This is a genomic window from Ancylobacter mangrovi (genome assembly GCF_024752355.1).
Taxonomy (GTDB): Bacteria; Pseudomonadota; Alphaproteobacteria; order Rhizobiales; family Xanthobacteraceae; genus Ancylobacter; species Ancylobacter mangrovi.
On the sequence record NZ_JANTHZ010000004.1, the window covers coordinates 124,037 to 146,609 of the forward strand.

The following is a 22,573-nucleotide window of genomic DNA, read 5'->3' on the forward strand; positions in this document are numbered from 1 at the left end:
GCGGGTGGCAGGCGACCGGCGGCGGGCAGCCGCCTCAGCCGCTCTTCTTCGCCTCGTCCAGCTTCGGCCTCGGCAGGGTCGGCTTGTAGCCGCGGCGGTAGAGCATGAAGGTGCGCCTGAAGGTGATCACCACCTCCCCGTCCTGGTTGAAGCCGACGGTCGAGACCCGCACGATGCCGACGCTCTCGCGCGACTTGGAGCGCCGCTTCTCCAGCACCTCGGACTGCGAATATATGGTGTCGCCCTCGAACACCGGGTGCGGCAGGCGGATTTCGTCCCAGCCGAGATTGCCGAACACGTTCTGCGACAGGTCGGAGACGCTCTGGCCCATGACGGTGGCGAGCGTCAGCACCGAGTTCACCAGCGGCTTCCCGAACTCGGTCTGCGCCGCGTAGTGATGATCGAAATGCACCGGCGAGGGCGCGCCCATCAGCAGCGTGAACCAGGAATTGTCGCAGGAGAGCAGCGTGCGGCCGATCTGGTGCGGATAGACGTCGCCGACCTCGAAATCCTCGTAGAAACGTCCCTGCCAGCCGATCTTCTCTGCCACCTTGGCCTCCCTTCGATCTATCGGAAATCTGCGGCTCAGCGCGCCAGCGCGTCCGCGGCGAACTCGGCCCGCACGCGCGCCGTATCGGCGCCGAGCGCGGGCACCTTGCGGCCGGACGGGACGGGCCGCCCGGCCGGCCGGGGCATCCGGCTGTGCTCGCCGCCGGGCATCTCGACGTCGAGCCGGCGCAGCGCGCCGTGGACCGAGAGGTCGTGCAGGGTGGAGACACGCGCCCAGGCGATCTGCCCCTCCTCGAGGCGCGCGATCAGCTCCTCGCAGCTATGGCTGCCGAACACCTCATGCACCGCGCCGTCGAGCGCGTGGCGGTTCTGCACCCGCGCCCAGTTGTCGGCGAAGCGCGGATCGCGCACCAGCTCGGGGCGGCGCAGCACGGTGGTGCAGAAGCGCGTCCACTCGGCGGTCGACTGGATCGAGACCACGATGTCGCCGTCTGCGGCGTGGTAGGGCCGGTAGGGATAGACCGAGGCGTGGGAAAGGCCGTAGCGCGCGGTCTCCACGCCCATATAGTCGTAGTGCAGCAGCGGCAGCGACATCCACTCGGCCATGCAGTCGAACATGGCGACCTCGATCGCCTGGCCGCGCCCGGTCGTCTCGCGCTCGAACAGCGCCTCCAGCACCGCGCAATAGGCGTTGGTGCCGGTGCCGATGTCGGCGATCGAGATGCCGACCTTGGAGGGCACCTCGGGCGTGCCGGTCACCGCGCAGATGCCGCTCTCGGACTGCACCAGCATGTCGTAGGCGCGCTTGGTCTCGTAAGGCGTGCCGCGCCCGTAGCCCATGATGTCGACGACGATCAGCCGGGGAAACTCGGCCGTGAGTTGCGCCGCGCCGAGCCCGAGCCGCTCGCTGGCGCCGGGGGCGAGGTTCTGCACGAACACGTCGGCCCGCGCGAGCATCGACCGCACGAGGGCGAGGTCGCCCGCCTCCTTCAGGTTGAGCACCACGCTTTCCTTGCCGCGGTTGAGCCAGCCGAAGGCGGCCGAGGTGCTGCCCATGGCGGTGTCGTAGTCGCGGGCGCGGTCGCCCTCCTTCGCCTCGATCTTGACGACCCGCGCCCCGGCATCGCCGAGGCGCAGCGTGCAGAGCGGGCCGGCGACCGCCTGCTCGACCGCCACCACGAGGATGTCGGCGAGCGGGCCGCGCCGCGGTTTGGAAGGTCGAGGGTCGGACGGCTGAGGCTCGGACGGCTGGGACATGGGAACGGCTCCGCAGATCATTTCCGGCCGGTGACCTTTTCGAGGCCCACCAGGCGGTCGAGGAGGAAGACGAAGATGAAGGCGATGTAGATCGTGCCGGCGGAGACTGCGGCGATCATCGGATCGACCGAGTACTGCACGTAGTTGAAGACCTTCACCGGGATCGGCGAGGTGGCGATCACCGTGTTGAAGATGCTCACCTCGACGTCGATCCAGCTCATGATGAGGCCGAACAGGCAGCCGGCGATGATGCCCGGCTTGATGGTCGGCAGCGTCACATGGAGAAAGGTGACGAGCCCCGACGCGCCGAGGTCGCGCGCCGCCTCCTCGAGCGAGGCGTCGAAGCCTTCGAGCGAGGCCAGCGTGGTGCGCACGATGTAGGGCAGGATGATCACCACGTGCCCCGCCAGCATGGCGGCGAAGCTGCGCGGGAAGTCGAGCGCCGTGGTGATCTGCAGCACGCCGACGCCGATGATGATGGCCGGCAGGATCAGCGGCGACAGGAACAGGCTGGCGAGGAAATTGATGCCCGGCATCGTGCTGCGCTTCAGCGCCAGCGCCGCCGGCACGCCGAGCAGGAAGCCGATCAGCGTCGAGCCGAAGGCGAGCCGCGCGCTCAGCAGGATGGAATCGACATAGGACGGATCGGCGAGGAAGCGCTGGTACCAGCGCAGTGTGAAGCCGACCGGCGGGAAGGCGAGGAATTCCGTGGTGGTGAAGGAGATCGCGATCACCACGAACAGCGGCAGGATCAGGAACACCAGCACCGCCCAGGCGAGCAGCGACAGCGCCAGGATGCCGGCGCGGTCCCCGAGCTTCTCGAACAGCCCGCCCATGGTCAGCTCCGCACCGGCTTGCGTTCGAGGATTAGCGTGTAGGCGATGATCAGCACGAAGCAGGTGACGAGCAGCACGACCGCGATGGCGCTGCCGAGGAAGGGGTTAAACACCAGCAGGAACTGGTCGTAGATCAGCATCGAGGAGACGACCGAGCGCCCCCCGCTCATGATGCGCGGCGTCACGTAGCTGGAAATGGACAGGGTGAAGACGATCAGCGTGCCGGCGACGATGCCGGGCACGCTCAGCGGCAGCGTCACGCGCAGGAAGGTGGAGAAGGCGGAGGCGCCGAGATCGCGCGCCGCCTCGCGCAGAGAGGGGTTGAGGTTCTGCAGCACGCTGGCGATCGCCAGCACCATGAAGGGCAGCATGACGTAGATCATGCCGACGATGATCGCGGTCTGGGTGGAGAGCAGGCGCAGCGGCCGGCCGATGATGCCGAGCATCAGCAGCCCGTCATTGATCAGCCCCTCGCGCCCGAGCAGCACCAGCCAGCCGAAGGAGCGCACGATGCTCGAGGTGAAGAGCGGCATCAGGATCAGGATGAAGCACAGCCGCTTCACGAAGGCCCGGCGCTCGACCAGGGTGAGATAGTAGGCGAGCGGGTAGCCGAGCAGCAGCGTGGCGACGCAGGTCACCAGCGCCAGCCACAGCGTGTAGCCCAGCACTTCCCAGTAATAGATGTCGCCGAGCACGGTGGCGTAGTTCTCGAAGGTCAGCTCGCCCGCCTTGTTCGAGAAGCTGTCCGCCAGCACCATGCAAAGCGGCGTGACGAAGAAGACGACCAGGTAGATCAGCGGAATGCCGAGCAGGATCGCCGCCCAGAAGCGAGTGATGCGCATCGCTCAGCTCGTCAGCACGCGGGCGGCATCGTGCGCCCAGCCGATGCGGATCGCGTCGCCCTCGCTCGGCCCCGCGCCCTCGCCCGTACCGGTCTGGTGGATGACGATCTCCTGCCCGCTGCCGAGCCGGGCAAAGATGCGCGTCGCATTGCCGACGAAGACCCGGTCCATCACGGTGGCGGCGAGCTCGACCCCGCCCTGCGCCGCCGCGCCGACCCGGACTTCCTCCGGCCGCACCAGCAGCGCCGGCTCGGCGGTGCCGGGGGCGACGCGATAGGGAAGATCGATCCCCTCCCCCGCCAGCCTCAGGCTGCCGTCGGCCGCCACCGCGCAGCGAAGGATGTTGGCCTCGCCGATGAAGTCGGCGACGTAGCGGCTCTGCGGGCGCGCGTAGATGTCCTCGCCGCTGCCGATCTGGGCGATGGCGCCGTCATGCATGACGACGATGCGGTCGGCCATCACCAGCGCCTCCTCCTGGTCGTGGGTCACGAACAGGAAGGTGATGCCGAGCTTCTGCTGGAGGTGCTTCAGCTCCATCTGCATGCGCTTGCGCAGTTTGAGGTCGAGCGCGCCGAGCGGCTCGTCGAGCAGCAGCACCTTGGGCTTGTTGGCGATGGCGCGGGCGAGCGCGACGCGCTGCTGCTGGCCGCCGGAAAGCTGCTGGGGAAGGCGGTCGGCATAGGCGCTCATGCCGACGGTGGCGAGCGCGCCATCGACGATGCCGGCGACCTCGCCCGAGGCGACGCCGCTCCGGCGCGGGCCGAAGGCGACGTTGTCGCGCACGCTCAGATGCGGGAACAGCGCGTAGTTCTGGAACACCATGTTCACCGGACGGCGGTTCGGCGGCACGCCGGTCATCGACCGGCCGGCGATGCGGATATCGCCGCCATCGGTGTCGACGAATCCGGCGATGGCGCGCAGCAGCGTGGTCTTGCCGCAGCCGGAAGGGCCGAGGAGGGCGACGAACTCGCCCTCCTCGACGTCGAGCGAAACCCCTTTCAGGACCTTCAGCGAGCCGTAGGACTTGGTCACTCGGTCGATGGCGATGAGGGGCATGGTCGGGCCTGCTCCTGAAGCACTCGGGCTCAGCGTCGTCCGAGGACGTCGCGGTTCCACGTGTCGAGGATCTCCTGGCGATGCGCGTTGATGGCGTTCACGTCGGAGAAGCGCAGGTCCTTGATCGAGCCTTCCGGGCCCCAGGGCAGGCGCGAGCGCGCCTTCTCGCTCAGCTTCACGTCCTTCACGGCCGGGCCGTAGAAGTAGTTCTCGGCGATGCAGCCCTGGGATTCGGCGGTCATCGCGTAGTTGAGGAAGTCATACGCCGCCTTGGACGGCTTGATGAGGTGCAGCCGGGCGTCGGAAGCGAGGCCGCCCTCCTTCGGGATGACGAAGCCGACCTCGAACGGATGCGCGTCGGCGAGCGCCCACACCGCGCCGCTGTCCAGCACGCCGATGGTGGCCTCCTTGCGGGCGAGGATGTTGCTGGCGTTGCCGCCGGAATCGTAGAAGGCCGCGACGTCGAGCTGCTTCAGCTTGTCGGCACCGGGCTTGAGGTTGGTCACCCCGCCGCCGAGCAGCTCGGAGACATAGACCAGCATCGCCGGGCCGGAGCCGTCGGACATGGACGGCCAGGTCACGTTGCCCGCGAAGCCGGGCTTCCACAGGTCGAACCAGGACGTCGGCGCCTGCTTGATCTCGTCCTTGTTGTAGACGATGCCGACGGAATAATAGCCGTCGCTCAGCCCGGTGATCTTGCCGTCCTTGTTCTTGTAGACGCCCTCCGGGATCATGTTGGCGACGTTCGGCACCTTGGCCGGGTCGATGTCGGCGAACAGCCCGTCGGCCTCGGCGACCTGCGAGACCTCGCCGTCGAGCCAGACGATGTCGAGCGAGGGGTTGTCGCGCTGCTGCTTCAGCTTGGAGACGGTGACGGTCGACACGCCCTGGTCGACGGTCACGCGCACGCCGGTCTTGTCCATGAACGGCTTGATGACGCATTTCTGCAGCGTCTCGCCGTGCTTGCCGCCAAAGGCGGCGACGACGAGCGAATCCTGCGCGAGCACCGGCGTCGCAGCCAGCGAGGCCGCGAGCGTACCGCCCAGGAGCCAGGAATGGCCCAGTTTCATGAAGTTCCTCCCTTGTGCCTTGTTCGTGGTCTTGGCGTTGGCACCGTCATTGAACCGGATCGCTTCCAGAGCGTCAAGTTATGTGTCGACAGATTTGACATTTCGGGCGTTGAGGCAGCCAGGCCGGGCAGCGCCCACCCTCGGCTTTGCTCCGCTGTCAGTTCATGGAAAACATATCGTTTTTCATGATTTAGGTGGATGAAATCGCCTGAAAACCGGCCGTCGATACACGATCCGCCCGCCTTCGATGCACTCGTTTCCACACGTCGTCGCCAAATAATGTCGACAAATATACGAGCAGCCGCATCTCGGACCCGGGTCGCCCGAGGTCGTACGGCCCGCCGGCCGATTCTCGCCCACACCCTATTTTGTCGACAGGATTGGCCGCCCGCGGCTACACTGGAGGCCCGAAGCCCGGCCGGGACGTGGCCATGGGCGCTGACATGGAAGGCGGCACATCGTTGAACAGGCCCGACTTCGAGCAGGCCGACGCCTGGATCGCGACCGCACCTTCAAGCCAGTCCGAATCCTTTCTCAATGCCGTGCTGGTGATCCGCCGCATCGTCGCCGAGCACCATGACCGGCCTTCGCTGGTCTCACGCGTCGCCTGCGAGGTCGGGGCGGAGATCGTCGAGAACATCCGCCAGAGCGGCGAGGATCTCAGCTCGGTCGAGCTCGCCGAGCGCTACGAGACCAGCCGCACGCCGATCCGCGAAGCGCTGCTATTGCTGGAGAAGGAAGGGCTGGTGCGCATTCCCCAGCGCCGCCGCCCGCATGTCGCCGTGCTCGACATCGCCGAGGCACGCGAGATCTACCGCGTGCGCGCGGTGCTGTTCGGCGCCGTCGCCTCCGACGCGGCGCGCCTTCGCACCGACGCCGACCTCGAATCCCTGCGCGAGCAGCTCGCGCGGCTGAGCGCGGCGCACGACGCGCACGATCTGTCGGCCTATCTCTGGGCGAATGTCGAGTTCTACAACCGGCTGACCATGGCCGCCTACAACAATACGGCCAAACGCATCCTGGATTCGCTGCTGCTGCGCACGCTGCGCCTGCGCCGGCTCTCGCTCACGCAGCCCACGCGGCGCGAGCGCTCCATGGCCCACCATGTGCAGCTCCTGGCCGCCATCGAGGAACAGGACGCGCCGCTCGCCGACGTGCTGATCCGCTCCAACCACCTGCACGCGCTGGCAGCGCTCGAGCAGCTCTATGCCGATGGCGGCGTTCCCCTGCCGATGCGCTCGCGCCGCCGCCGCCGTCAGGCCGCTGCGGCGGCCTAGTCCGGGCCTGGAAAGCGGCCGGGCGCGCGACCCGGCCGCGCCGCCTCACTCGTTGCCTTCGATGGGAACGAGGAAGCGTCCATTGTCGATGCGCTTGACCCCGTCGACATAGAGCGTGGGCTCGAGGATCACGCCGTCCATGTGGATCTTGGACATGATCGAGCCGCCGACATCGACATTGGTGCCGAGGCCGAAGTGCATCGTGCCCATGATGTTCTTGTCCTCGCGCTGGATGCCGCGCACCACCGCCTTGGCGTTGACACCGACCGAGGCCTCGGCCGGGCACATATAGGCGTTCTCGTCGCCATAGGTGGCGAGGAAGTCGCGCAGGATGCGCGCGTCCACGCCGCCGTCGATGTCGACAATGCGCCCCTTCTCCACCGTGAGCTCGATCGGCGAGCCGAGCAGGCCGAGATGGTGCATGGTGAGGTCGATCACGAGCTTGCCCTCGGCCGTGCCCTCGATCGGGGCGACGTTGAACTCGCCGGTCGGGTACAGATAGTAATAGAGCTTGCCCGCCGGCCGGTTCTCGTCCTTCTGGAAATTGATGATCTTGTAGGGATCGAAGCTGTCGGACGGCAGCGGCGGGATCCAGATCATGTTCTCGACCGAATAGCTGAAATCGGTGCCATAGCGCGACGTCACGCGGCAGGTCTTGGCCTCGGCGCCGAACACGTTCTTGCCGACATAGTGCTTGCGCACCGCGATCTGCTTCATGTCGTCGGTGATGGCGCCGGACTGCAGCCATTCGAGCTTCATGCCGCCGTCGAGGCAGATCGAGGGGATGCCCGCCTCCATGGAGCGCAGGCTCGCCGCGCAGTGCAGCATGCCGGTCGACGAGCACAGGACGTTCACGTCCGACTTCATCATCGCCTCGCACACGGCCGCCGGCGGGTCGTAATAGTCGGCCGGGCGGCGGCCGAACAGGCAGAGCGTCGCGTCCGCCTCGATGTCGGCGAGGATGGTCATGATGGCCTGCCACACCCGCGGGTCGTGTTCGGTGTCGGACAGCACCAGCACGCGCTGGCCCTTGGTGATGTTGCGCACCAGCGGGCGGCGCAGATGTTCCAGGGTGCCCGTGATCAGGCCGCTCACTCCCGTCATTTTCTCTCTCCTTGTCGGCGAACCGGCACGCTCCGGCCCCGCTGCAATAGTGTCGACATTTTGTGATTAGCGGTCAAGAGCACTGTGGCGGCCCGTCACCCGTCTGGTGGATTCATGCCGCATAATTAAAGCCGTATCGGCATCTTCGTAGGATTGGTCATTTCCCTGGCCGAGGGCCGCGCCCTTAAATGTCGACTATTTGTCGGCGCGGCGCGCCCGGCGAGGGCGGCAGCCAGCATAGCGCGGTACCGCCGACGGCAAGCACGCCGAGCAGCAGGAAGGCCGCCGGGAAGCCGATGAACGCCGCCAGCGCCCCGAACAGCGGCGGGCCGAGCACGATGCCGAGATAGGAAAACAGCAGCGCCCCGCTCGCCGCGAATCCGGCCTGCGCGGTCGGCACCGCCTGCATCAGGCTGGCGAGGAACACCCCGTTCCAGCCGCTGGTGGTGGCGCCGAGGAGGAACGCCACCAGCGCCACCACCGGGTCCGGACTTGCCGGGGTGAGCAGCCAGGCCGCGGTGCAGGCGCCCGCCATGCCGAGGCCGATGGCGCCGAGCGTGCCGCGCAGCCGCCCCACCCGGTCGGCGACGAAGCCCCAGCCGATCCGCCCGATCACCGCCGCCGCCTGGCTGATGCCCAGCATCAGGCCGGCGGTCACCAGGTCGCGGCCGAGCTCGCGCATCAGGAACACCACCAGCAGCGAGGACACGACGAGCTGCAGCGCGCCATAGACGGTCGAGGCAAAGGAGATGGCGAGCAGCGAGCGATGGGTCAGCATCAGCCGCAGCGGCGCGAAGAAGCCTGCCCGCACCGGGGCGCGCGGCGCGCGCGGCTCGTGGCGCACCACGCCGAGCAGGCTGCCGGCGAGGAGGCCGGACAGCGTCACGCCGAGGCCGAGCACGAGAAGCGCGGTCTCGAGGTTCGAGCGCACCACCAGCGCCGGGACGATCAGGCCCGCCAGCATGCCGCCGAGCGGCACCGCGGTCTGCCGGACCGACAGGAACAGCGCGATATTGGCGATCGGGTCGGCATTGGCGATCGCCTGCTGGCTCGCCGGGGTCAGCGGGCCGTAGCACAGCCCCATCAACACCGTCGCCAGCACCACCCAGGCGAAGGAGCCGAGGCCGAAGATCGCCAGCGCCAGCCCGCCGGCGACGATGCAGGCGAAGCTCAGCCGCAACGGCCCGACGCGCGAGATCAGCGACGCCGTCGAGAGCGCGCCGACGGCGACGAAGAAATAGCTCACCGCCGCATAGAGCCCCGCCGTTTCCGCCGGCAGGCCGTAGGCGGCCGTCACCTGCTCGGCCACCACCGGCGGCGTCAGTACCATCATCGACATGACGGTCTGCGGATACATGGTGGCGAACAGGAGCGCCGACGGGCCGTGCCGGGACATGGAGATTTCCGCGAAGGGAGGCGGGAAGCGCGGCCGGGGCCGCCCGAGGATCGCCCCGGCCGGACGAGTGTGCCGTCGGAACACGCCTCATTAAAACGTTTTCCCACTAGCGCGCGTCCACGTGCCAATGTCAATATGGCCGAACGAAACGGTGCTCCGATGAGCGTCGTGTAACGTTTACCTGAACTGACGGAGATCCCTGTGGCCGCGACCTATGAGACGCTGCTGGTGCAGCCGCTCGACCACGTCCTCGTGGTGACGCTCAACCGCCCCGCCTCGGGCAATGCGCTCAACCTCGCCATGGTCGAGGAGCTCAACCACTGGCTCTGGGAGCTCTATGTCGACGCGGGCGCGACGCGCTGTGTCGTCCTCACCGGCGCGGGCGAGCGCATCTTCTGCGGCGGCGGCGACATGAAGGAGCGCCAGGACATGGCGCCGGCGGCCGTGCGCCGCCATCGCGCGCTGACCGAGCGGCTGATCCGCCAGATCGCCGACTGCCCGGTGCCGATCATCGCCGCGGTGAACGGGGCAGCGGTCGGCGGGGGCTGCGAGATCGTGGCGGCGGTCGACTTCGCCTATGCGAGCGACAGCGCCCGCTTCTCGCTCCCTGAGGTGAAGCGCGGCATCTCGCCGGGCGCCGGGGCGACGCAGAACGTGCCGCGCGCCTGCGGCCTGCGGCGCGCCAAGGAGATGATCCTCACCGGCGAGATGTTCCCGGCCCGGCAGGCCCTCGAATGGGGGCTGGTCAACAAGGTGGTGCCCGGCCCGGAGCTGATGGAGGAGACGCTGGCGGTGGCGCGCACCATCGCCGCCAACGCGCCGCTCGCGGTGCGCCAGGCAAAGAAGGCGCTCGACATCGCCCTCGACACCGATTTCGCCACCGGCTTCCGCTTCGAGCTGGAGGCCCATTACCCCACCGCGCAGTCGCGCGACCGGGTCGAGGCCATCGCCGCCTACGCCGAGAAGCGCGAGCCGGTGTTCCACGGCGAGTAGCGCGCGGCGGCGAAGGCGTGCCGCCGCAACGTGTCGACGCGCCTTCAGTCGGCGTTGAAGGCGGGCTTGCGGCGCTCGAGGAAGGCGGAGATCGCCTCCTTGTAGTCGGGCCCGTCGACCAGCTTGGTCGCGCTCATCTCGTGCGCCGCCGCGCGGCCCTCGTCCCAGCCGACCGTGTCGATGAGGTTGGCGCTCTGCTTGATCGCCCGCACCGCCGCCGAACTCTTGGCCGCGATGATGCGGGCGATCTCCATCGCCTTGTCCATCACCTGGTCCTCCGGCAGCACGTGGTTAAGGAAGCCCACCTCGCGCAGCTCGGCGGCGCTGAGCCGGCGCCCGGTGAGGATCATCTCGCGGATGAAGCTGACCGGCAGGTTGAGCCGGTTGAAATAGGCCCCCGCCCCGCCGGTAAGGCTGCGGTCGACCTCCGGCATGGCGAAGAAGGCGGTGTCGGCCGAAACGAGGATGTCGCAGAAGCTCGCGAACACCATGCCGCCGCCGAGCGCGGGGCGGGTGATGGCGGCCACCGTCGGGCAGGAGAGCCGGTAGAAGCGGTCGGTGACGCCCTCGACATAGTCGTGCCGCGCCCGGCGGGTCTCGGCGGTGAAGGAGAGGAACTCCTTGAGGTCGCCGCCGCCAATCCAGGCCTTGGCGTCCGGCTTGCAGGCCAGCACCACCACCCGGATCGCCGGCGTCGCCTCGATATGGTCGATCACCCGGGCGAGATCCTCGTAGACCTCCCGCGAGAAGGCGTTCACCGGCGGCCGGTCGACGGTGAGGACGGCGACGCCGTCGCTGGCCTCGAGGTGAAAGAACTCGAATGTCGGTTCCTGGGGCATGGACGGCAATTCCTGTCTCCGGCCTTACGGCGGCATGCGGGGCGGCGCCCGCGCCGCCGACGGCGCAACTCTGCTGGCCCCGCACTATGGTCGAACCGACCGTTCGGGTAAACGTTTCATTATGCGTCCATGCGGAAAATCTTCTTTGCTCGTAGAGGCTCCGCGGGATCTACATTTCCCGGCATGGCGCCGTCGTTGAAACGAATGCCGAAGCGTGAATCGCTATGCGCCCCGGCGCCCGCGCGCCCCTCGCGCAGCCCTACGGCACACCGGCCCGCGGCCGTGGATGCTTGCACGAGCCGGGCATCTACCGTCTGATTGATGGCGAACGACATCAATCCCGACCACGCATGCAGGGCGCCGGCGATGATCCTCTTCGAGTCGGTCCTTGTGCTCATGCTCGGCGCGGTGCTGCTGTCGGACGGGGCGCGGCGCGCCGGCATTCCCTACCCGGTCGTGCTCGCCATCGCCGGAACCGCGCTGGCGCTGGTGCCGGACATCCCCGCCATCGCGCTCGAGCCGGAGCTGGTGCTGGCGCTGTTCGTGGCGCCGATCCTGCTCGATGCGGCCTACGATTCCTCGCCCCGCGACCTGCGCAGCAACTGGCTTTCCGTCGGCAGCCTGGTGGTGATCGCGGTCGGCGTGACGACGCTCGCCGTCGCCGCGGTCGCGCGCTGGCTGGTGCCGGACCTGCCCTGGGGCGCGGCGGTGGCGCTCGGCGCCATCGTCGCCCCGCCCGACGCCGTCGCGGCGACGGCGATCCTGCGCCGCGTGCGCCCGCCGCACCGCCTCGTCGTCATCCTCGAAGGCGAGAGCCTGCTCAACGACGCCTCGGCGCTGCTGATCTACCGGCTCGCCGTCGCCGCGGTGCTCGCCGGCGGCTTCTCCCCCGCCGGCGCGCTGCCGACCTTCGGCCTCGTCATCGTCGGCAGCCTCGCGCTCGGCGTGGCGCTCGCCAGGCTCATCACCCGGCCGCTCGCCTATTTCAACGAGGACGCGCCGAGCTCCATCATCCTGCAATTCATCAGCACCTTCGGCGTGTGGATCCTCGCCGAACGGCTGCACCTGTCCGCCGTCATCACCATCGTCGTCTACGCCATGGTGCTGGCGCGCACGAGCGGACTGCGCATGAGCGCGCGCCTGCGCGTGCCCTCCTACGCGGTGTGGGAGACCACCGTCTTCGTGCTGCAGACCATGGCCTTCGTGCTGATCGGGCTGCAGCTCCGCCCGATCCTCGCGCAGCTCGGCCCCTGGCAGAGCACCACCTATGCCGGCGTCGCGCTGGTGGTGCTGCTCACGGTCATTCTGGTGCGGCTGGTCTGGGTGGTGAGCTACCAGGTGATCACGCGATGGGCCGGCCGCCTCGCCGGTCGCCTGCGCGCGGGACGGACGCCCGACACGCTGAGCGGCAGCGACAGCCTCATCATCGGCTGGTGCGGCATGCGCGGCATCGTCACGCTAGCGACCGCCTATGCCCTGCCGGACGGCTTCCCCTATCGCGAGCTCATCGTGATGTGCGCCTTCGTGGTGGTGGTCGGTACCCTGCTGGTGCAGGGCCTGACCCTGCCGCTGCTGCTGCGGCGCCTGCCGCTGGGCGACGACCACTCGGTCGAGCAGGAATTCCGCACGGCCCGCAAGCTGGCGCTCAAGGCCGCCATCTCGGCCATCGGCGACGACACCTCCGACACCGCCGAGGCAGTGCGCCGCGAATATGGCGACATGGCCCGGCAGACGCGGGACCGCCAGGAGTTCGACACGACGGAGAACCGGCTGCGCCGCCAGGCCCTCGCCGCCGCCCGCGACACCGCGCTCGAGCTGCGGCGCAACGGCACCATCGGCGACGACGCCTTCCACCGGATCGAGGAGGAGCTCGACTGGCTCGAGCTCGGCGCCGCCCCGCGAACGCTGGAGTAGGTTCTTCGCGTCCCGAATGCGCCCGGTTCACCCGCGCGCGGCGATCTCCTGGATGAAGTCGAGAAAGGCCCTCACCTTCGCCGGCGGCAGATGGCGCGAGGGGTGGTAGGCGTAGAGCGGATAGAGCTCCTCCGACCAGTCGGGCAGGATCTGCACCAGCTCCCCGCGCGCCAGCAACGGCCCCAGCCCGAGCGCGAGGCTCTGGAAGATGCCCTGCCCCGCGACGCAGGCCGACACCGCGACGGAAGGGTCGTCCAGCACCAGCCGGCTCGACACCTTCACCTCGACCGCCTTCCCGCCGCGATGGAACTCCCAGGCAAAGGGCAGCCCGGTCTGCGGATCGCGGAACAGCAGCGCCTCGTGATGGACGAGGTCGTGGGGCGAGCGCGGCTCGCCATGCCGTTCGAGATAGGCCGGCGCGGCGACCGTCAGTACCGGCGTGTCGAGCAGCTTGCGGGCGATCAGCGATGAGGCGTCCGGCGGGCCGAAGCGAACAGCCACATCCACGCCGGCCATCATTTCCTCGCGATAATTGCTGGTGGAGAAATCCACGGACAATGCCGGATAGCGGGCGAGGAAGCGCTGCAGCTCGGGCGCCAGCACCGTGCGGGCGAACCACGGATCGACCGAGACGCGCAGCCGCCCACGCACCAGCGCCGCCGCACCGGCGGCCTCGGCGGCGGCTTCCTCCAGCCCGGCCAGCAGCGGCATCACCTGCGCGTGGAAGCGCCGGCCCTCCTCGGTGAGGCTGACCTCGCGCGGGTTGCGGTCGAACAGCCGCACCCCGACGCGGGCCTCGAGCCGGGCGACCGCGCGGCTCACGCCGGATGGCGTCAGCCCCAGCATCTCGGCCGCGCGCGCGAAATTGCCGGCCTCGCTCACGGCGGCCAGCACGCCGACGCCGGCGAGAAGCCGCGTATCGAACGACATCGGGTCCCGCGTCCTCGCTGAAGGTGATTTTAAGTCATGATAGCACTGATCTTAATGCGCGTGAATCACGCCATTGCCAAGCCTACAAAGGCCCATCCCTGAGGCACTGGCGAGCGCGGGCTCTATCACGGCCTCGCCTGAGCCAGGCCCCCGAACCATCATCTGGAGAACCGTCATGTACGCCATCACCGGAATCACCGGCCAGGTCGGCGGTGCGCTCGCGCGCACGCTCCTCGCCGAAGGGCTGCCCGTCCGCGCCGTCCTGCGCGACGCGGCCAAGGCCGGGCCGTGGGAGGCGAAGGGCTGCGCCATCGCCCTCGCCGACATGGACGACGCGGCAAGCCTCGCCGCCGCCTTCGTGGGCGCCGAGGCGGTCTTCGTCCTGCCGCCGTCCGAGTTCGATCCCGAACCCGGCTTTCCCGAAGCGCGGCGCGTCGTCGACGCGATCGCCGCCGCCCTGGCGCAGGCCCGCCCCGCCCGCGTGGTGTGCCTCTCCACCATCGGCGCCGACGCGCCGCATGAGAACCTCCTGACCCAGCGCACCCTGCTGGAGGAAGCGCTCGGCGGGCTCGGCCTTCCGGTCACCTTCCTGCGGCCCGGCTGGTTTATGGAGAACGCGCTCTGGGACGTTCCGGCCGCGCGCGAGGAGGGCGTGCTGCGCAGCTTCCTGCAGCCGGCGGACCGGAAATTCCCGATGGTCGCGACGCAGGATGTCGGGCGCACCGCCGCCGCGCTGCTTCGCGAGACATGGAGCGGCACGCGCATCGTCGAGCTCGAAGGCCCGGCACGCGTCTCGCCGGACGACCTCGCCCGCGCCTTCGCCGATGCAGTCGGCCGCCCCGTACGGGTGGAGCTGGTGCCGCGCGGGAGCTGGGAGGCGATGTTCCGTTCGCAGGGCGCGCGCAACCCGCTGCCGCGCATCCGCATGCTCGATGGCTTCAACGAGGGCTGGATAGAGTTCCGCGACCACGGCGCCTCGGCCCAGAAGGGCACGACCACGCTCGAAACCGTGATCGCCGGCCTCGTCGAGGCCGACAGGGCGCGGACGAACGGCTGAGAACCGCGAAAGGCAATCATCATGGAGACCATCGGCACCCAGGGCGTCGCGATCCCCCGCCTCGGCTTCGGCACCTTCCGCATGCCGGGCGCCGATGCCCGCCCGGCGGTCGAGAGCGCGATCGCGCTCGGCTACCGGCACATCGACACCGCCGCCATGTACGAGAACGAGGCCGCGGTCGGCGCCGCCATCGCCGCGTCCGGCATCGCGCGGGAGGCGTTCTTCGTCACCACCAAGGTCTGGCACGACCAGCTCGCGCCGGACGCGCTCGCAAGGGCGTTCGACGCCAGCCTGCGCCGGCTCGGGCTCGACCATGTCGATCTCTACATGGTCCACTGGCCCGCGCGCGGCATGGACATGGCGGCGACGCTGGAGGCGATGACGGCGCTGCGCGAGAAGGGCCTGACCCGGGCCATCGGCGTGTGCAACTTCAACCTGCCGATGACGCGCCGCGCGGTCGAGGAGATCGGCGCCCCCATCGCCTGCCTGCAGGTCGAGTACCACCCGTTCCTGACGCAGGCGCCGATGCTGGCCTATCTGCGCGGGAAGGGCATTCCGCTCACGGCCTACGCCCCGCTCGCCCAGGGGCGTGCGGCGGACGACCCGACGCTCGCCGCGCTCGGCCGCCGCCGCGGCGCCAGCGCCGCCCAGATGGCGATCGCCTGGCTGCTGGACCAGCCCGGCGTCGCGGTGATCCCGAAGGCCGCGCGGCCCGAAAGCCAGCAGGCCAATCTGGACGCGCTCGGCATCCGGCTCGACGAGCGCGATCGTGCCGCCATCGCCGCCCTGCCGAAGGACCAGCGCTTCGTCCGCCCGCCCTTCGCGCCGGAATGGGACGCCGCCTAGCCTCGAACCGGAAGGCACCGCCCGAAGACGGGTCTTAAGTCCCGCACGGGTCTGCCGGGGCGCGGGCGTCCCCTCACCTGTAGATCAGCACCGGGATGCTGGAATGGGTGAGAACCTTCAGCGTCACGCTGCCGAGCATCAGCGCGGCGATGCCGCGCCGCCCGTGCGAGGCCATGGCGATGAGGTCGCACCCGCGCTGCGTCGCCGTGTCGATGATGCCGAGATAGGGATCGTCGCTCTCGAGCTGCACCACCTCGCAGGGCACGCCGAACCGCTCCGCCTCGCGCGCCGCTGCCGCGAGGCAATGGTCCGCCTGCGCGTGCGAGAGGCGCTCATATTCCTCGCGCGTCGCCTCGATCTGCTCGGGGGACATGGTGAACAGGTGGAACGGCTCCACCACCATCAGCGCCGTCACCTTCGCGCCGGCGTCGCGCGCGAAGGCCATGCTCGTCTCCATCGCCGTCATGGAGAGCGGGGAACCGTCCACCGGGATGAGGATGTGTCTGTACATGCTCGGACCCTCGCTCGGGCCGCGGGCGGGCGGGGCGCGATGTCACGCCCAGCCGCCCGGCGGCTCCTTGATCAGGTGATCCTGCACCGCCCGCACGCCGGGAGTGGTCTCGGCGACGACGCGCAGCGCGTGGCGCTCGGCATCGGCATTGGCGATACCCCACAGGCCGACCACCCCGTCGTCGACGGTGATGTTGAGCCGCCAGGTATGGGCCCATGGCTGCTCGCGCAGCCGCTCCATGACCCGGCTGCGGATCGCGCTGTCGGTGACCGGGATGTCGAGATTCGCCGCCCGCGGCGTGGCCACGGCCTGGATGAGGTTGGAGCGGCTCACGATGCCGACCAGCCGGCCGTCCTCGACGATCGGCACCCGCTTGATGTCGTGCCCCTCGAACAGCGAGGCGATCTCGTGCAGCGGGGCGTCGGGCGTGGCGGTGACGACCGAGCGGCGCATCACGTCGGAGGCGGTGCGGCCGTGCGACTTCACATATTCGAGCTCCAGCGTCGCGTCGTCGAGCATCGCCTCAAGCCACCACGAGCGCCGGCGCGCCGTGCCCGCCTCGATCCGGCGAATCAGATCGCCCTCGCTGACGATGCCGATCAGCGCGCCGGCATCGTCGACCACCGGCACCCCACCGATGCGGTGCTCCAGAAGCGTCTTCGCCACCTGCGCCACGGTGTCGGTCGGCTTCGCCGTTATCACCGGCGCCGTCATTACGTCACGAGCCTTCATTGTCACCTCCCATTTATGATTGGCACCACGTTCTCACGGCCGGCGGCGCGGTCCCTTGATGTCGATCAACGGCCTTTGCGGGCCCCGGAAGGCCCGGCCGCGCGCCATGCGGCCGCACGGTCGATGCATCCCACGGTTGATGCATCTCAAGAGTCCCGCCCGCCCGCGGCGTTACGCTCACCCGGTCGCCGCCATGACCGTGGAACCGTGGAGCGGAAAGATGAGCGAGAGGATGCTTCAGGAGCGGGCCGCCGATGCGCTTCGGCGCGACGGCCGGATCGATGCCAGCCGTATCAGTGTCGCCGCCAAGGGCGGTGTCGTCACGCTGAGCGGGCGCGTGGGGAGCTATGCCGAGAAGGCGATCGCCGCGCGCATCGTCACGGCGCTTCCCGGGGTCCGCCATGTCGAGGAGGATCTGGGCATCGCCTGCCGCCGCCCCTCGCCCTCGGTCGACCACGCGATCGCCCTCCGCGCCAGGGTGCGGCTCCTGCGCTCGCCCACCTTTCCCGGCGGCATCGAGGTCACGGTGCGGAACGGGAGGGTGACGCTGAAGGGCTGCGTCGCCAACTGGCATCAGGCCGCCCTCGCCGAAGCGGCGGTCGAGGACATTCGCGGCGTCACCGGCGTCGACAATCTGCTGACCATCGGCTCGGCGCCCGCGAACGGCCCGCAGCCCCGCCCCGCCTCGCGCATGCACTGACGGGCCTGCCGGCGCTGTAAGAGATGCCCCCGCCATCGCCTTCATGCGCGCGTGCGGCAGCCCGAAGTCGGCGGCCCGAACACGCGATTTTGTGGTCCGGCGGCTGCCGCCGCTTGCTGCATGTCAATGCGGGCACGGGTAGCGGGGTATCTGTTCACCACCGAAGGAGCCCGCGTGCGGGCGTCCTCCCATTTCATCATCGGTGCATCAGGGAGAGTGTCATGGCAGTGCCCACCAAGCTTCCCGCCAAACCGCCATCCGGCCCCGCCTCGTCCCCGGAGACTTGGATGCCGTTCGACCCGCTTCGTCGGGAGATGGAACAGCTGTTCGACCGTTTCGGCCTGCCGTCCTGGCCGCTGGCGCGCTCCGTCTTCCAGGACGACGTGTTCCGCGGCCGCAGCCTCGCGCCGGCGGTCGACGTCGCCGAGAAGGACAAGGAATTCGAGATCACCGCCGAATTGCCCGGCCTCGACGAGAAGGACGTCGAGGTCAAGCTGTCGAACGGCACCCTGACCATCCGGGGCGAGAAGAAGGACGAGAAGGAGCAGCGCGAGAAGGGCTACCACCTCTCCGAGCGCCGCTACGGCTCGTTCCTGCGCTCGTTCCGTGTGCCGGAAGGGATCGACCCCGGCAAGATCGAGGCCCGCTTCGCCAAGGGCGTGCTGACGATCAGGCTGCCCAAGACCGCCGCGGCCCCGGCCGAGACGACGATACCGATACGCGCCGCCTGACGGCGTCCTTGCGGGTCCGGGTCGGCAGGGCCGGCTCGGCTCCGCCGGCAGATGAGGAGGAGCCCATGGAAAACGCCAACCTGACCCAGCGCCTCGCCGAGGCGATCGGCCGCCAGTCCGACGACATCGCCGTCGACGTGTCGCTCGACAAACGGATCATCACGCTGAAGGGCAAGGTGACCTCGCGCGGCGAGCAGATCCGGATCGAGGATGCGGTCGGCCGGCTCGCTCCCGATTTCACCATCATCGACAAGGTGAAGGTCGAGCCTTACTAGCGCGGCCCCGGCGCGGAACCGCGCCGCACCTCGCGGGCGCGACGCCTGCCGTCAGCCGCCGGGCAGCGCCCGGAGATAGGCGATGAGGTGCGGGACGATATGGTAGAGCACCCGCGCCGGCACGGTGTCGCCCACCGGCTGCCCGTCCACGTCGGTCTCGTTGATCCACAGCCCGGTTTGCGTGTCGAGCGCATGCTCGAACAGGGCGTCGAGCGCCGTCTCGGCCAGCGCGCCGCGATCGATGTCCTGCCCGAGAGCCTGCGCTTCGAGCGAGGCGCGCAGCAATTCGCCCGTTGGCCAGAGTGGCCGGCCGAGCGGCAGCGGGCGGCCCGCGCCGTCGAGGCGGTTCGGCACCGGCCGCGCCAGCCGCCCCGCGCCGACACCCGTAGCCTTCAGGCCCGCACGGTAGAACGCGTCGCCGATCTCCGCCGCCCGCGCCGGCCCACCTGTTTCCGCATGGCGATAGAGCAGCCACGCCCATTCGAAATGGTGGCCCACCTCCCTCTCGCGCTGCCGCGTATCCGCAAGCGGGCGCCAGTCCGGCTCGTACCATTCGTCGATGCCCGGAGCGGTTCCGCCTTCCGGCGCCGTCAGGCGGCCGACAAGATCGAGCACGCGTTCCGCCCTCAGGTCCCATCCGCCCGCCGGGTCGAGGTCGGCGAGCTGAAGGAAGGCCTCGAACAGATGCATCTGCGGAAACTGCCGGCGCAAGCCTTCCCCGCCCGCCGGCTCGCGATAGCCGCCCCGGGGATCGGAAAGCTCGCCGTCGAGCCGGGCCCCGATCTCGCCGGCGATGGCGATGAGGCGGGTCTCCCCGCTCATGGCCGCGTAGCTGCCAAGGGCGAGCAGCACGAAGGCGAGATCGTAGAGGTCGGCCTCGGCATCGAGGACGCCGCCATCCGCATCCACCGCATGGGCGAAGCGACCGGGTGCGAGGCGGCAGGCGTCGAGGAGGAAGCCGAGCCCGTGCTCCGCCACCCGCCGCGTCGCCGGCGCGCCGTCGAAACCGTGCGCGAGGCAGAACGTATGGACGAGCCGGCCCGTCAGCATCGTGCCACGCATCTCCCCCGGGACGGGCGTGCCGTCCTTCCGGAACACCTCCTCGACATAGCCGGGCCGTCCCGGCACGATGGTCCGTTCGATCCAGCGCGGCAGGAAGAGCTCCGTCAGCCAGGCGGAGAGCCGCGCCGGGCGGGCGCGCGCCGGGGCGCCGAATTGCGCGGAATGCTGGTTCATCGGGACATCACTGAAACGGCGGGAGGCGGCGGCAACGGAGGCGAGAAAGCGAAGCCGGCTGGCGGCTACATGACCGCGCCGATCTGCCAGGGCACGAACTCGTTGTCGCCATAGCCGAGCTGCTCGGATCGGGTAGGCTCGCCCGAGGCGACGCGCAACAGCGTGTCGAAGATTTCCCGTCCCTTGCGTTCCAGCGACACGCCCTCCAGCATCTCGCCGCAGTCGATATCCATGTCGTCGCGCATGCGGGAGTACATCTCGCTGTTGGTGGCCAGCTTGAGCGAGGGGGCGGGCTTGCAGCCGAAGGCCGAACCCCGCCCGGTGGTGAAGCAGATCAGGTTGGCCCCGCCCGCCACCTGCCCGGTCGCCGAGACCGGATCGAAGCCCGGCGTGTCCATGAAGACCAGCCCATGCGCGCGCACCGGCTCGGCATATTCATAGACCGCCTCAAGCGGCGCGTGGCCGCCCTTGGCCACCGCGCCGAGCGACTTCTCGAGGATGGTGGTGATGCCGCCGGCCTTGTTGCCGGGCGAGGGATTGTTGTTCATCTCCGCGCCGTTGCGGGCGGTGTAGGCCTCCCACCAGCGCAGCCGTTCCATCAGCCGCTCGCCGACCTCCGGGCGCGCCGCGCGGCGGATCAGCAGGTGCTCGGCGCCGTAGATCTCCGGCGTCTCGGAAAGGATCGAGGTGCCGCCCTCGCTCACCAGCAGGTCCGAGGCGAAGCCCAGCGCCGGGTTGGCGGTGAGCCCCGAATAGCCGTCCGAGCCGCCGCACTGGAGGCCGAGCACCAGCTCGCCCGCCGGCCGCGCCTGCCGTCGCGCCGCGCCCGCATGGGGCAGCATCTCGCGCACCGCGCCGACGATCTGCGCCACGGCATGGCGCGTGCCGCCGGCCTCCTGGATCGACAGGCTGCGGAAACCGTCGCTCTCCTCGATGCCGCATTCGCGCTTCATCCGCGCGATCTGGAACACCTCGCAGCCCAGCCCCACCATGACGACGGCGCCGAAATTGGGATGGCAGGCATAGCCCCATTGGGTGCGCAGCAGCACGTCGTAGCCCTCGCCCCGGTCGGCGAGCCCGCAGCCGGTGCCGTGCACGATCGGCACCACCCCGTCGATCGAGGGATAATCGGCGAGCAGGCCCGAACGCTCGATCTCCTGCGCGGCGAAGCGCGCGACCGAGGCCGAGCAGTTCACCGAGGCGATGATGCCGATATAGTTGCGCGTGCCGGTCCGCCCGTCGCTGCGGCGGAACCCCTGGAAGGTCGCCGGCACCGCCGCGGCCGGCCGTTCGGCCGCAGCACCGGCGGCCTCGCCCCGCGCCGCGCTGGGCCGCACCACCGCCTCGACATTGTGGACATGCACCCAGTCCCCGGGCGCGATGTCGGCGCTGGCGGTGCCGATCGGCTGGCCGAACTTGACCAGCGGCTCGCCCGCCGCGATGGGCCGCGCCGCCATCTTGTGGCCGCGCGGTATCCGCGCGCGGGCGGTGAGGCCGTCCGCCTGCATGCCGGGCTCGAGCGGATCGAGGGCGATGACGACATTGTCCCTCGCGTCGAGCCTCAGCGTCCTCGGTGTGGCACTCATCGCCGGCACGTCCTGTCTCTTGGCACGCTCGTATTGCCGAACCTCACGCCGGCGACTTCTTCACCCGCGCGACGATCTGGGTCGGGTTGACGAAGCGCAGCGCGATGATGAGCCAGATCAGCGTGCTCATCATGTAGATCACCGCCATGGCGTCGATCGACTGGCCCGCGCGCACGCCGGCGGCGAACACCGAATAGTAGAGCGCGACCACCAGCGTCTGGCTCGACGGGCCGGCGGTGAGGAAGGTGAGCTCGAACATCGACACCGTGCGCACCATCGCCAGCAGCGACGCGGCGAGGAGGCCGGGCAGCAGCAGCGGCACCAGCACGTGGAAGAACAGCCGGCCCGTGCCGGCGCCGAACACCCGCGCCGCCGCCTCCACCTTCGGGTCGATCTGCTCGATGAACGGGATCATGAGGATCACCGTGAACGGCAATGTCGGCACGAGGTTGGCGATGATGACGCCCCACATCGTGCCGGCGAGCCCGACCTTGTAGAGCACGGTCGCCAGCGGCACGCCGAAGGTGATCGGCGGCACCAGCAGCGGCAGCAGGAACAGCACCATCACCAGCGGCTTGCCGGGAAAGTCGCGCCGCGCCAGCGCATAGGCCGCCGGCACGCCGAACAGCGCCGACAGCACCACCACGGCGCCGGCGATCTGGAAGGTGACGGTGAGCACGTCGCCGAGCTGGAACTCCTTCCACGCCGCCGCATACCAGCGGAAGGTGAAGGCGACGGGCAGCCACGAATTGAGCCAGCGCGTGCCGAACGAGTTGACGACGACGGTGGCGATCATGGCGACGACGTTCACCACGAACAGGATGACGAAGGCCCAGACCGCCGTCTTCCAGAGCTTCTCGAGGACATTGTCCATG

At 69.4% G+C, this 22,573-nt stretch carries 23 protein-coding genes; 8 read left to right on the forward strand and 15 right to left on the reverse strand.

Translation table 11 applies throughout. The features are described 5' to 3' along the window. Positions 1-34: 34 nt before the first annotated feature. From NVS89_RS11305 to NVS89_RS11330, 6 genes are read right to left on the reverse strand one after another with little or no spacing between them, the layout of a single operon-like run. On the reverse strand, positions 35-550 hold the full coding sequence (locus NVS89_RS11305; RefSeq protein WP_258732852.1) for a MaoC family dehydratase: 516 nt from the start codon (positions 548-550) through the stop codon (positions 35-37). A gap of 35 nt (positions 551-585) precedes the next feature. Further along, positions 586-1,767 (reverse strand): CaiB/BaiF CoA transferase family protein, encoded by a 1,182-nt coding sequence (locus NVS89_RS11310; protein WP_258732853.1) that lies wholly within the window; start codon positions 1,765-1,767, stop codon positions 586-588. 17 nt (positions 1,768-1,784) lie between these two features. Then, positions 1,785-2,603: an ABC transporter permease gene (locus NVS89_RS11315; RefSeq protein WP_258732854.1), complete on the reverse strand. Its 819-nt coding sequence runs from the start codon at positions 2,601-2,603 to the stop codon at positions 1,785-1,787. Between the two features lie 2 nt (positions 2,604-2,605). After that, positions 2,606-3,445, reverse strand: coding sequence for an ABC transporter permease (locus NVS89_RS11320; protein ID WP_258732855.1), 840 nt, complete (start codon positions 3,443-3,445; stop codon positions 2,606-2,608). A gap of 3 nt (positions 3,446-3,448) precedes the next feature. Further along, positions 3,449-4,501, reverse strand: coding sequence for an ABC transporter ATP-binding protein (locus NVS89_RS11325; protein ID WP_258732856.1), 1,053 nt, complete (start codon positions 4,499-4,501; stop codon positions 3,449-3,451). Positions 4,502-4,530: 29 nt separating this feature from the next. Further along, positions 4,531-5,571 (reverse strand): ABC transporter substrate-binding protein, encoded by a 1,041-nt coding sequence (locus NVS89_RS11330; protein WP_258732857.1) that lies wholly within the window; start codon positions 5,569-5,571, stop codon positions 4,531-4,533. Positions 5,572-6,002: 431 nt separating this feature from the next. On the opposite strand from NVS89_RS11330, the gene NVS89_RS11335 reads away from it, so the two are divergent. Beyond that, complete coding sequence (locus tag NVS89_RS11335; protein WP_258732858.1) at positions 6,003-6,848, forward strand: GntR family transcriptional regulator; 846 nt, start codon at positions 6,003-6,005, stop codon at positions 6,846-6,848. A 45-nt stretch (positions 6,849-6,893) separates the two neighbouring features. Here NVS89_RS11335 and NVS89_RS11340 read toward each other — a convergent pair whose 3' ends face one another. Further along, on the reverse strand, positions 6,894-7,952 hold the full coding sequence (locus tag NVS89_RS11340; RefSeq protein WP_258732859.1) for an aminopeptidase: 1,059 nt from the start codon (positions 7,950-7,952) through the stop codon (positions 6,894-6,896). Positions 7,953-8,136: 184 nt separating this feature from the next. Then, positions 8,137-9,348, reverse strand: coding sequence for an MFS transporter (locus NVS89_RS11345; RefSeq protein ID WP_258732860.1), 1,212 nt, complete (start codon positions 9,346-9,348; stop codon positions 8,137-8,139). A 201-nt stretch (positions 9,349-9,549) separates the two neighbouring features. Here NVS89_RS11345 and NVS89_RS11350 point away from each other — a divergent pair, with 201 nt between their 5' ends. Then, complete coding sequence (locus tag NVS89_RS11350) at positions 9,550-10,341, forward strand: enoyl-CoA hydratase/isomerase family protein (RefSeq protein ID WP_258732861.1); 792 nt, start codon at positions 9,550-9,552, stop codon at positions 10,339-10,341. Positions 10,342-10,385: 44 nt separating this feature from the next. On the opposite strand, the gene NVS89_RS11355 is transcribed toward NVS89_RS11350, so the two are convergent. Beyond that, positions 10,386-11,180 (reverse strand): enoyl-CoA hydratase/isomerase family protein, encoded by a 795-nt coding sequence (locus NVS89_RS11355; protein ID WP_258732862.1) that lies wholly within the window; start codon positions 11,178-11,180, stop codon positions 10,386-10,388. 366 nt (positions 11,181-11,546) lie between these two features. Here NVS89_RS11355 and NVS89_RS11360 point away from each other — a divergent pair, with 366 nt between their 5' ends. Beyond that, positions 11,547-13,094 carry a cation:proton antiporter gene (locus tag NVS89_RS11360; RefSeq protein ID WP_258732863.1) on the forward strand — a complete coding sequence of 516 codons (1,548 nt, stop codon included), beginning with the start codon at positions 11,547-11,549 and terminating at the stop codon, positions 13,092-13,094. Positions 13,095-13,121: 27 nt separating this feature from the next. Here the strand turns inward: NVS89_RS11360 and NVS89_RS11365 are convergent, their stop codons facing one another. Then, positions 13,122-14,024, reverse strand: coding sequence for a LysR family transcriptional regulator (locus NVS89_RS11365; protein WP_258732864.1), 903 nt, complete (start codon positions 14,022-14,024; stop codon positions 13,122-13,124). A gap of 175 nt (positions 14,025-14,199) precedes the next feature. Between NVS89_RS11365 and NVS89_RS11370 the strand changes: the two genes are divergently transcribed. After that, positions 14,200-15,081, forward strand: coding sequence for an NmrA family NAD(P)-binding protein (locus tag NVS89_RS11370; protein ID WP_258732865.1), 882 nt, complete (start codon positions 14,200-14,202; stop codon positions 15,079-15,081). 21 nt (positions 15,082-15,102) lie between these two features. Then, positions 15,103-15,927 carry an aldo/keto reductase gene (locus NVS89_RS11375; RefSeq protein WP_258732866.1) on the forward strand — a complete coding sequence of 275 codons (825 nt, stop codon included), beginning with the start codon at positions 15,103-15,105 and terminating at the stop codon, positions 15,925-15,927. A gap of 73 nt (positions 15,928-16,000) precedes the next feature. Here the strand turns inward: NVS89_RS11375 and NVS89_RS11380 are convergent, their stop codons facing one another. Continuing rightward, positions 16,001-16,438 carry a universal stress protein gene (locus NVS89_RS11380; protein WP_258732867.1) on the reverse strand — a complete coding sequence of 146 codons (438 nt, stop codon included), beginning with the start codon at positions 16,436-16,438 and terminating at the stop codon, positions 16,001-16,003. A 42-nt stretch (positions 16,439-16,480) separates the two neighbouring features. Next, positions 16,481-17,170 carry a CBS domain-containing protein gene (locus NVS89_RS11385; RefSeq protein WP_258732868.1) on the reverse strand — a complete coding sequence of 230 codons (690 nt, stop codon included), beginning with the start codon at positions 17,168-17,170 and terminating at the stop codon, positions 16,481-16,483. Positions 17,171-17,390: 220 nt separating this feature from the next. Here NVS89_RS11385 and NVS89_RS11390 point away from each other — a divergent pair, with 220 nt between their 5' ends. The 3 genes from NVS89_RS11390 (at position 17,391) to NVS89_RS11400 (ending at position 18,876) form a co-directional block, all read left to right on the forward strand. Then, positions 17,391-17,870 (forward strand): BON domain-containing protein, encoded by a 480-nt coding sequence (locus tag NVS89_RS11390; protein WP_258732869.1) that lies wholly within the window; start codon positions 17,391-17,393, stop codon positions 17,868-17,870. A 221-nt stretch (positions 17,871-18,091) separates the two neighbouring features. After that, a complete protein-coding gene (locus NVS89_RS11395; RefSeq protein WP_258732870.1) occupies positions 18,092-18,601 on the forward strand; it encodes an Hsp20/alpha crystallin family protein in 510 nt (169 codons plus the stop codon). Positions 18,602-18,666: 65 nt separating this feature from the next. Next, entirely contained in the window at positions 18,667-18,876 is a 210-nt protein-coding gene (locus tag NVS89_RS11400; protein WP_258732871.1) for a BON domain-containing protein, read from the forward strand. 51 nt (positions 18,877-18,927) lie between these two features. On the opposite strand, the gene NVS89_RS11405 is transcribed toward NVS89_RS11400, so the two are convergent. From NVS89_RS11405 to NVS89_RS11415, 3 genes are all read right to left on the reverse strand, one after another. After that, the gene (locus NVS89_RS11405) at positions 18,928-20,112 is read right to left on the reverse strand and encodes an AGE family epimerase/isomerase (RefSeq protein ID WP_258732872.1); all 1,185 of its coding nucleotides are present in this window, start codon (positions 20,110-20,112) and stop codon (positions 18,928-18,930) included. A gap of 65 nt (positions 20,113-20,177) precedes the next feature. After that, positions 20,178-21,698, reverse strand: a complete 1,521-nt coding sequence (locus NVS89_RS11410; RefSeq protein ID WP_258732873.1) for a UxaA family hydrolase — start codon at positions 21,696-21,698, stop codon at positions 20,178-20,180. 43 nt (positions 21,699-21,741) lie between these two features. After that, positions 21,742-22,572, reverse strand: coding sequence for an ABC transporter permease (locus NVS89_RS11415; protein ID WP_258733022.1), 831 nt, complete (start codon positions 22,570-22,572; stop codon positions 21,742-21,744). Position 22,573: the final 1 nt, after the last annotated feature.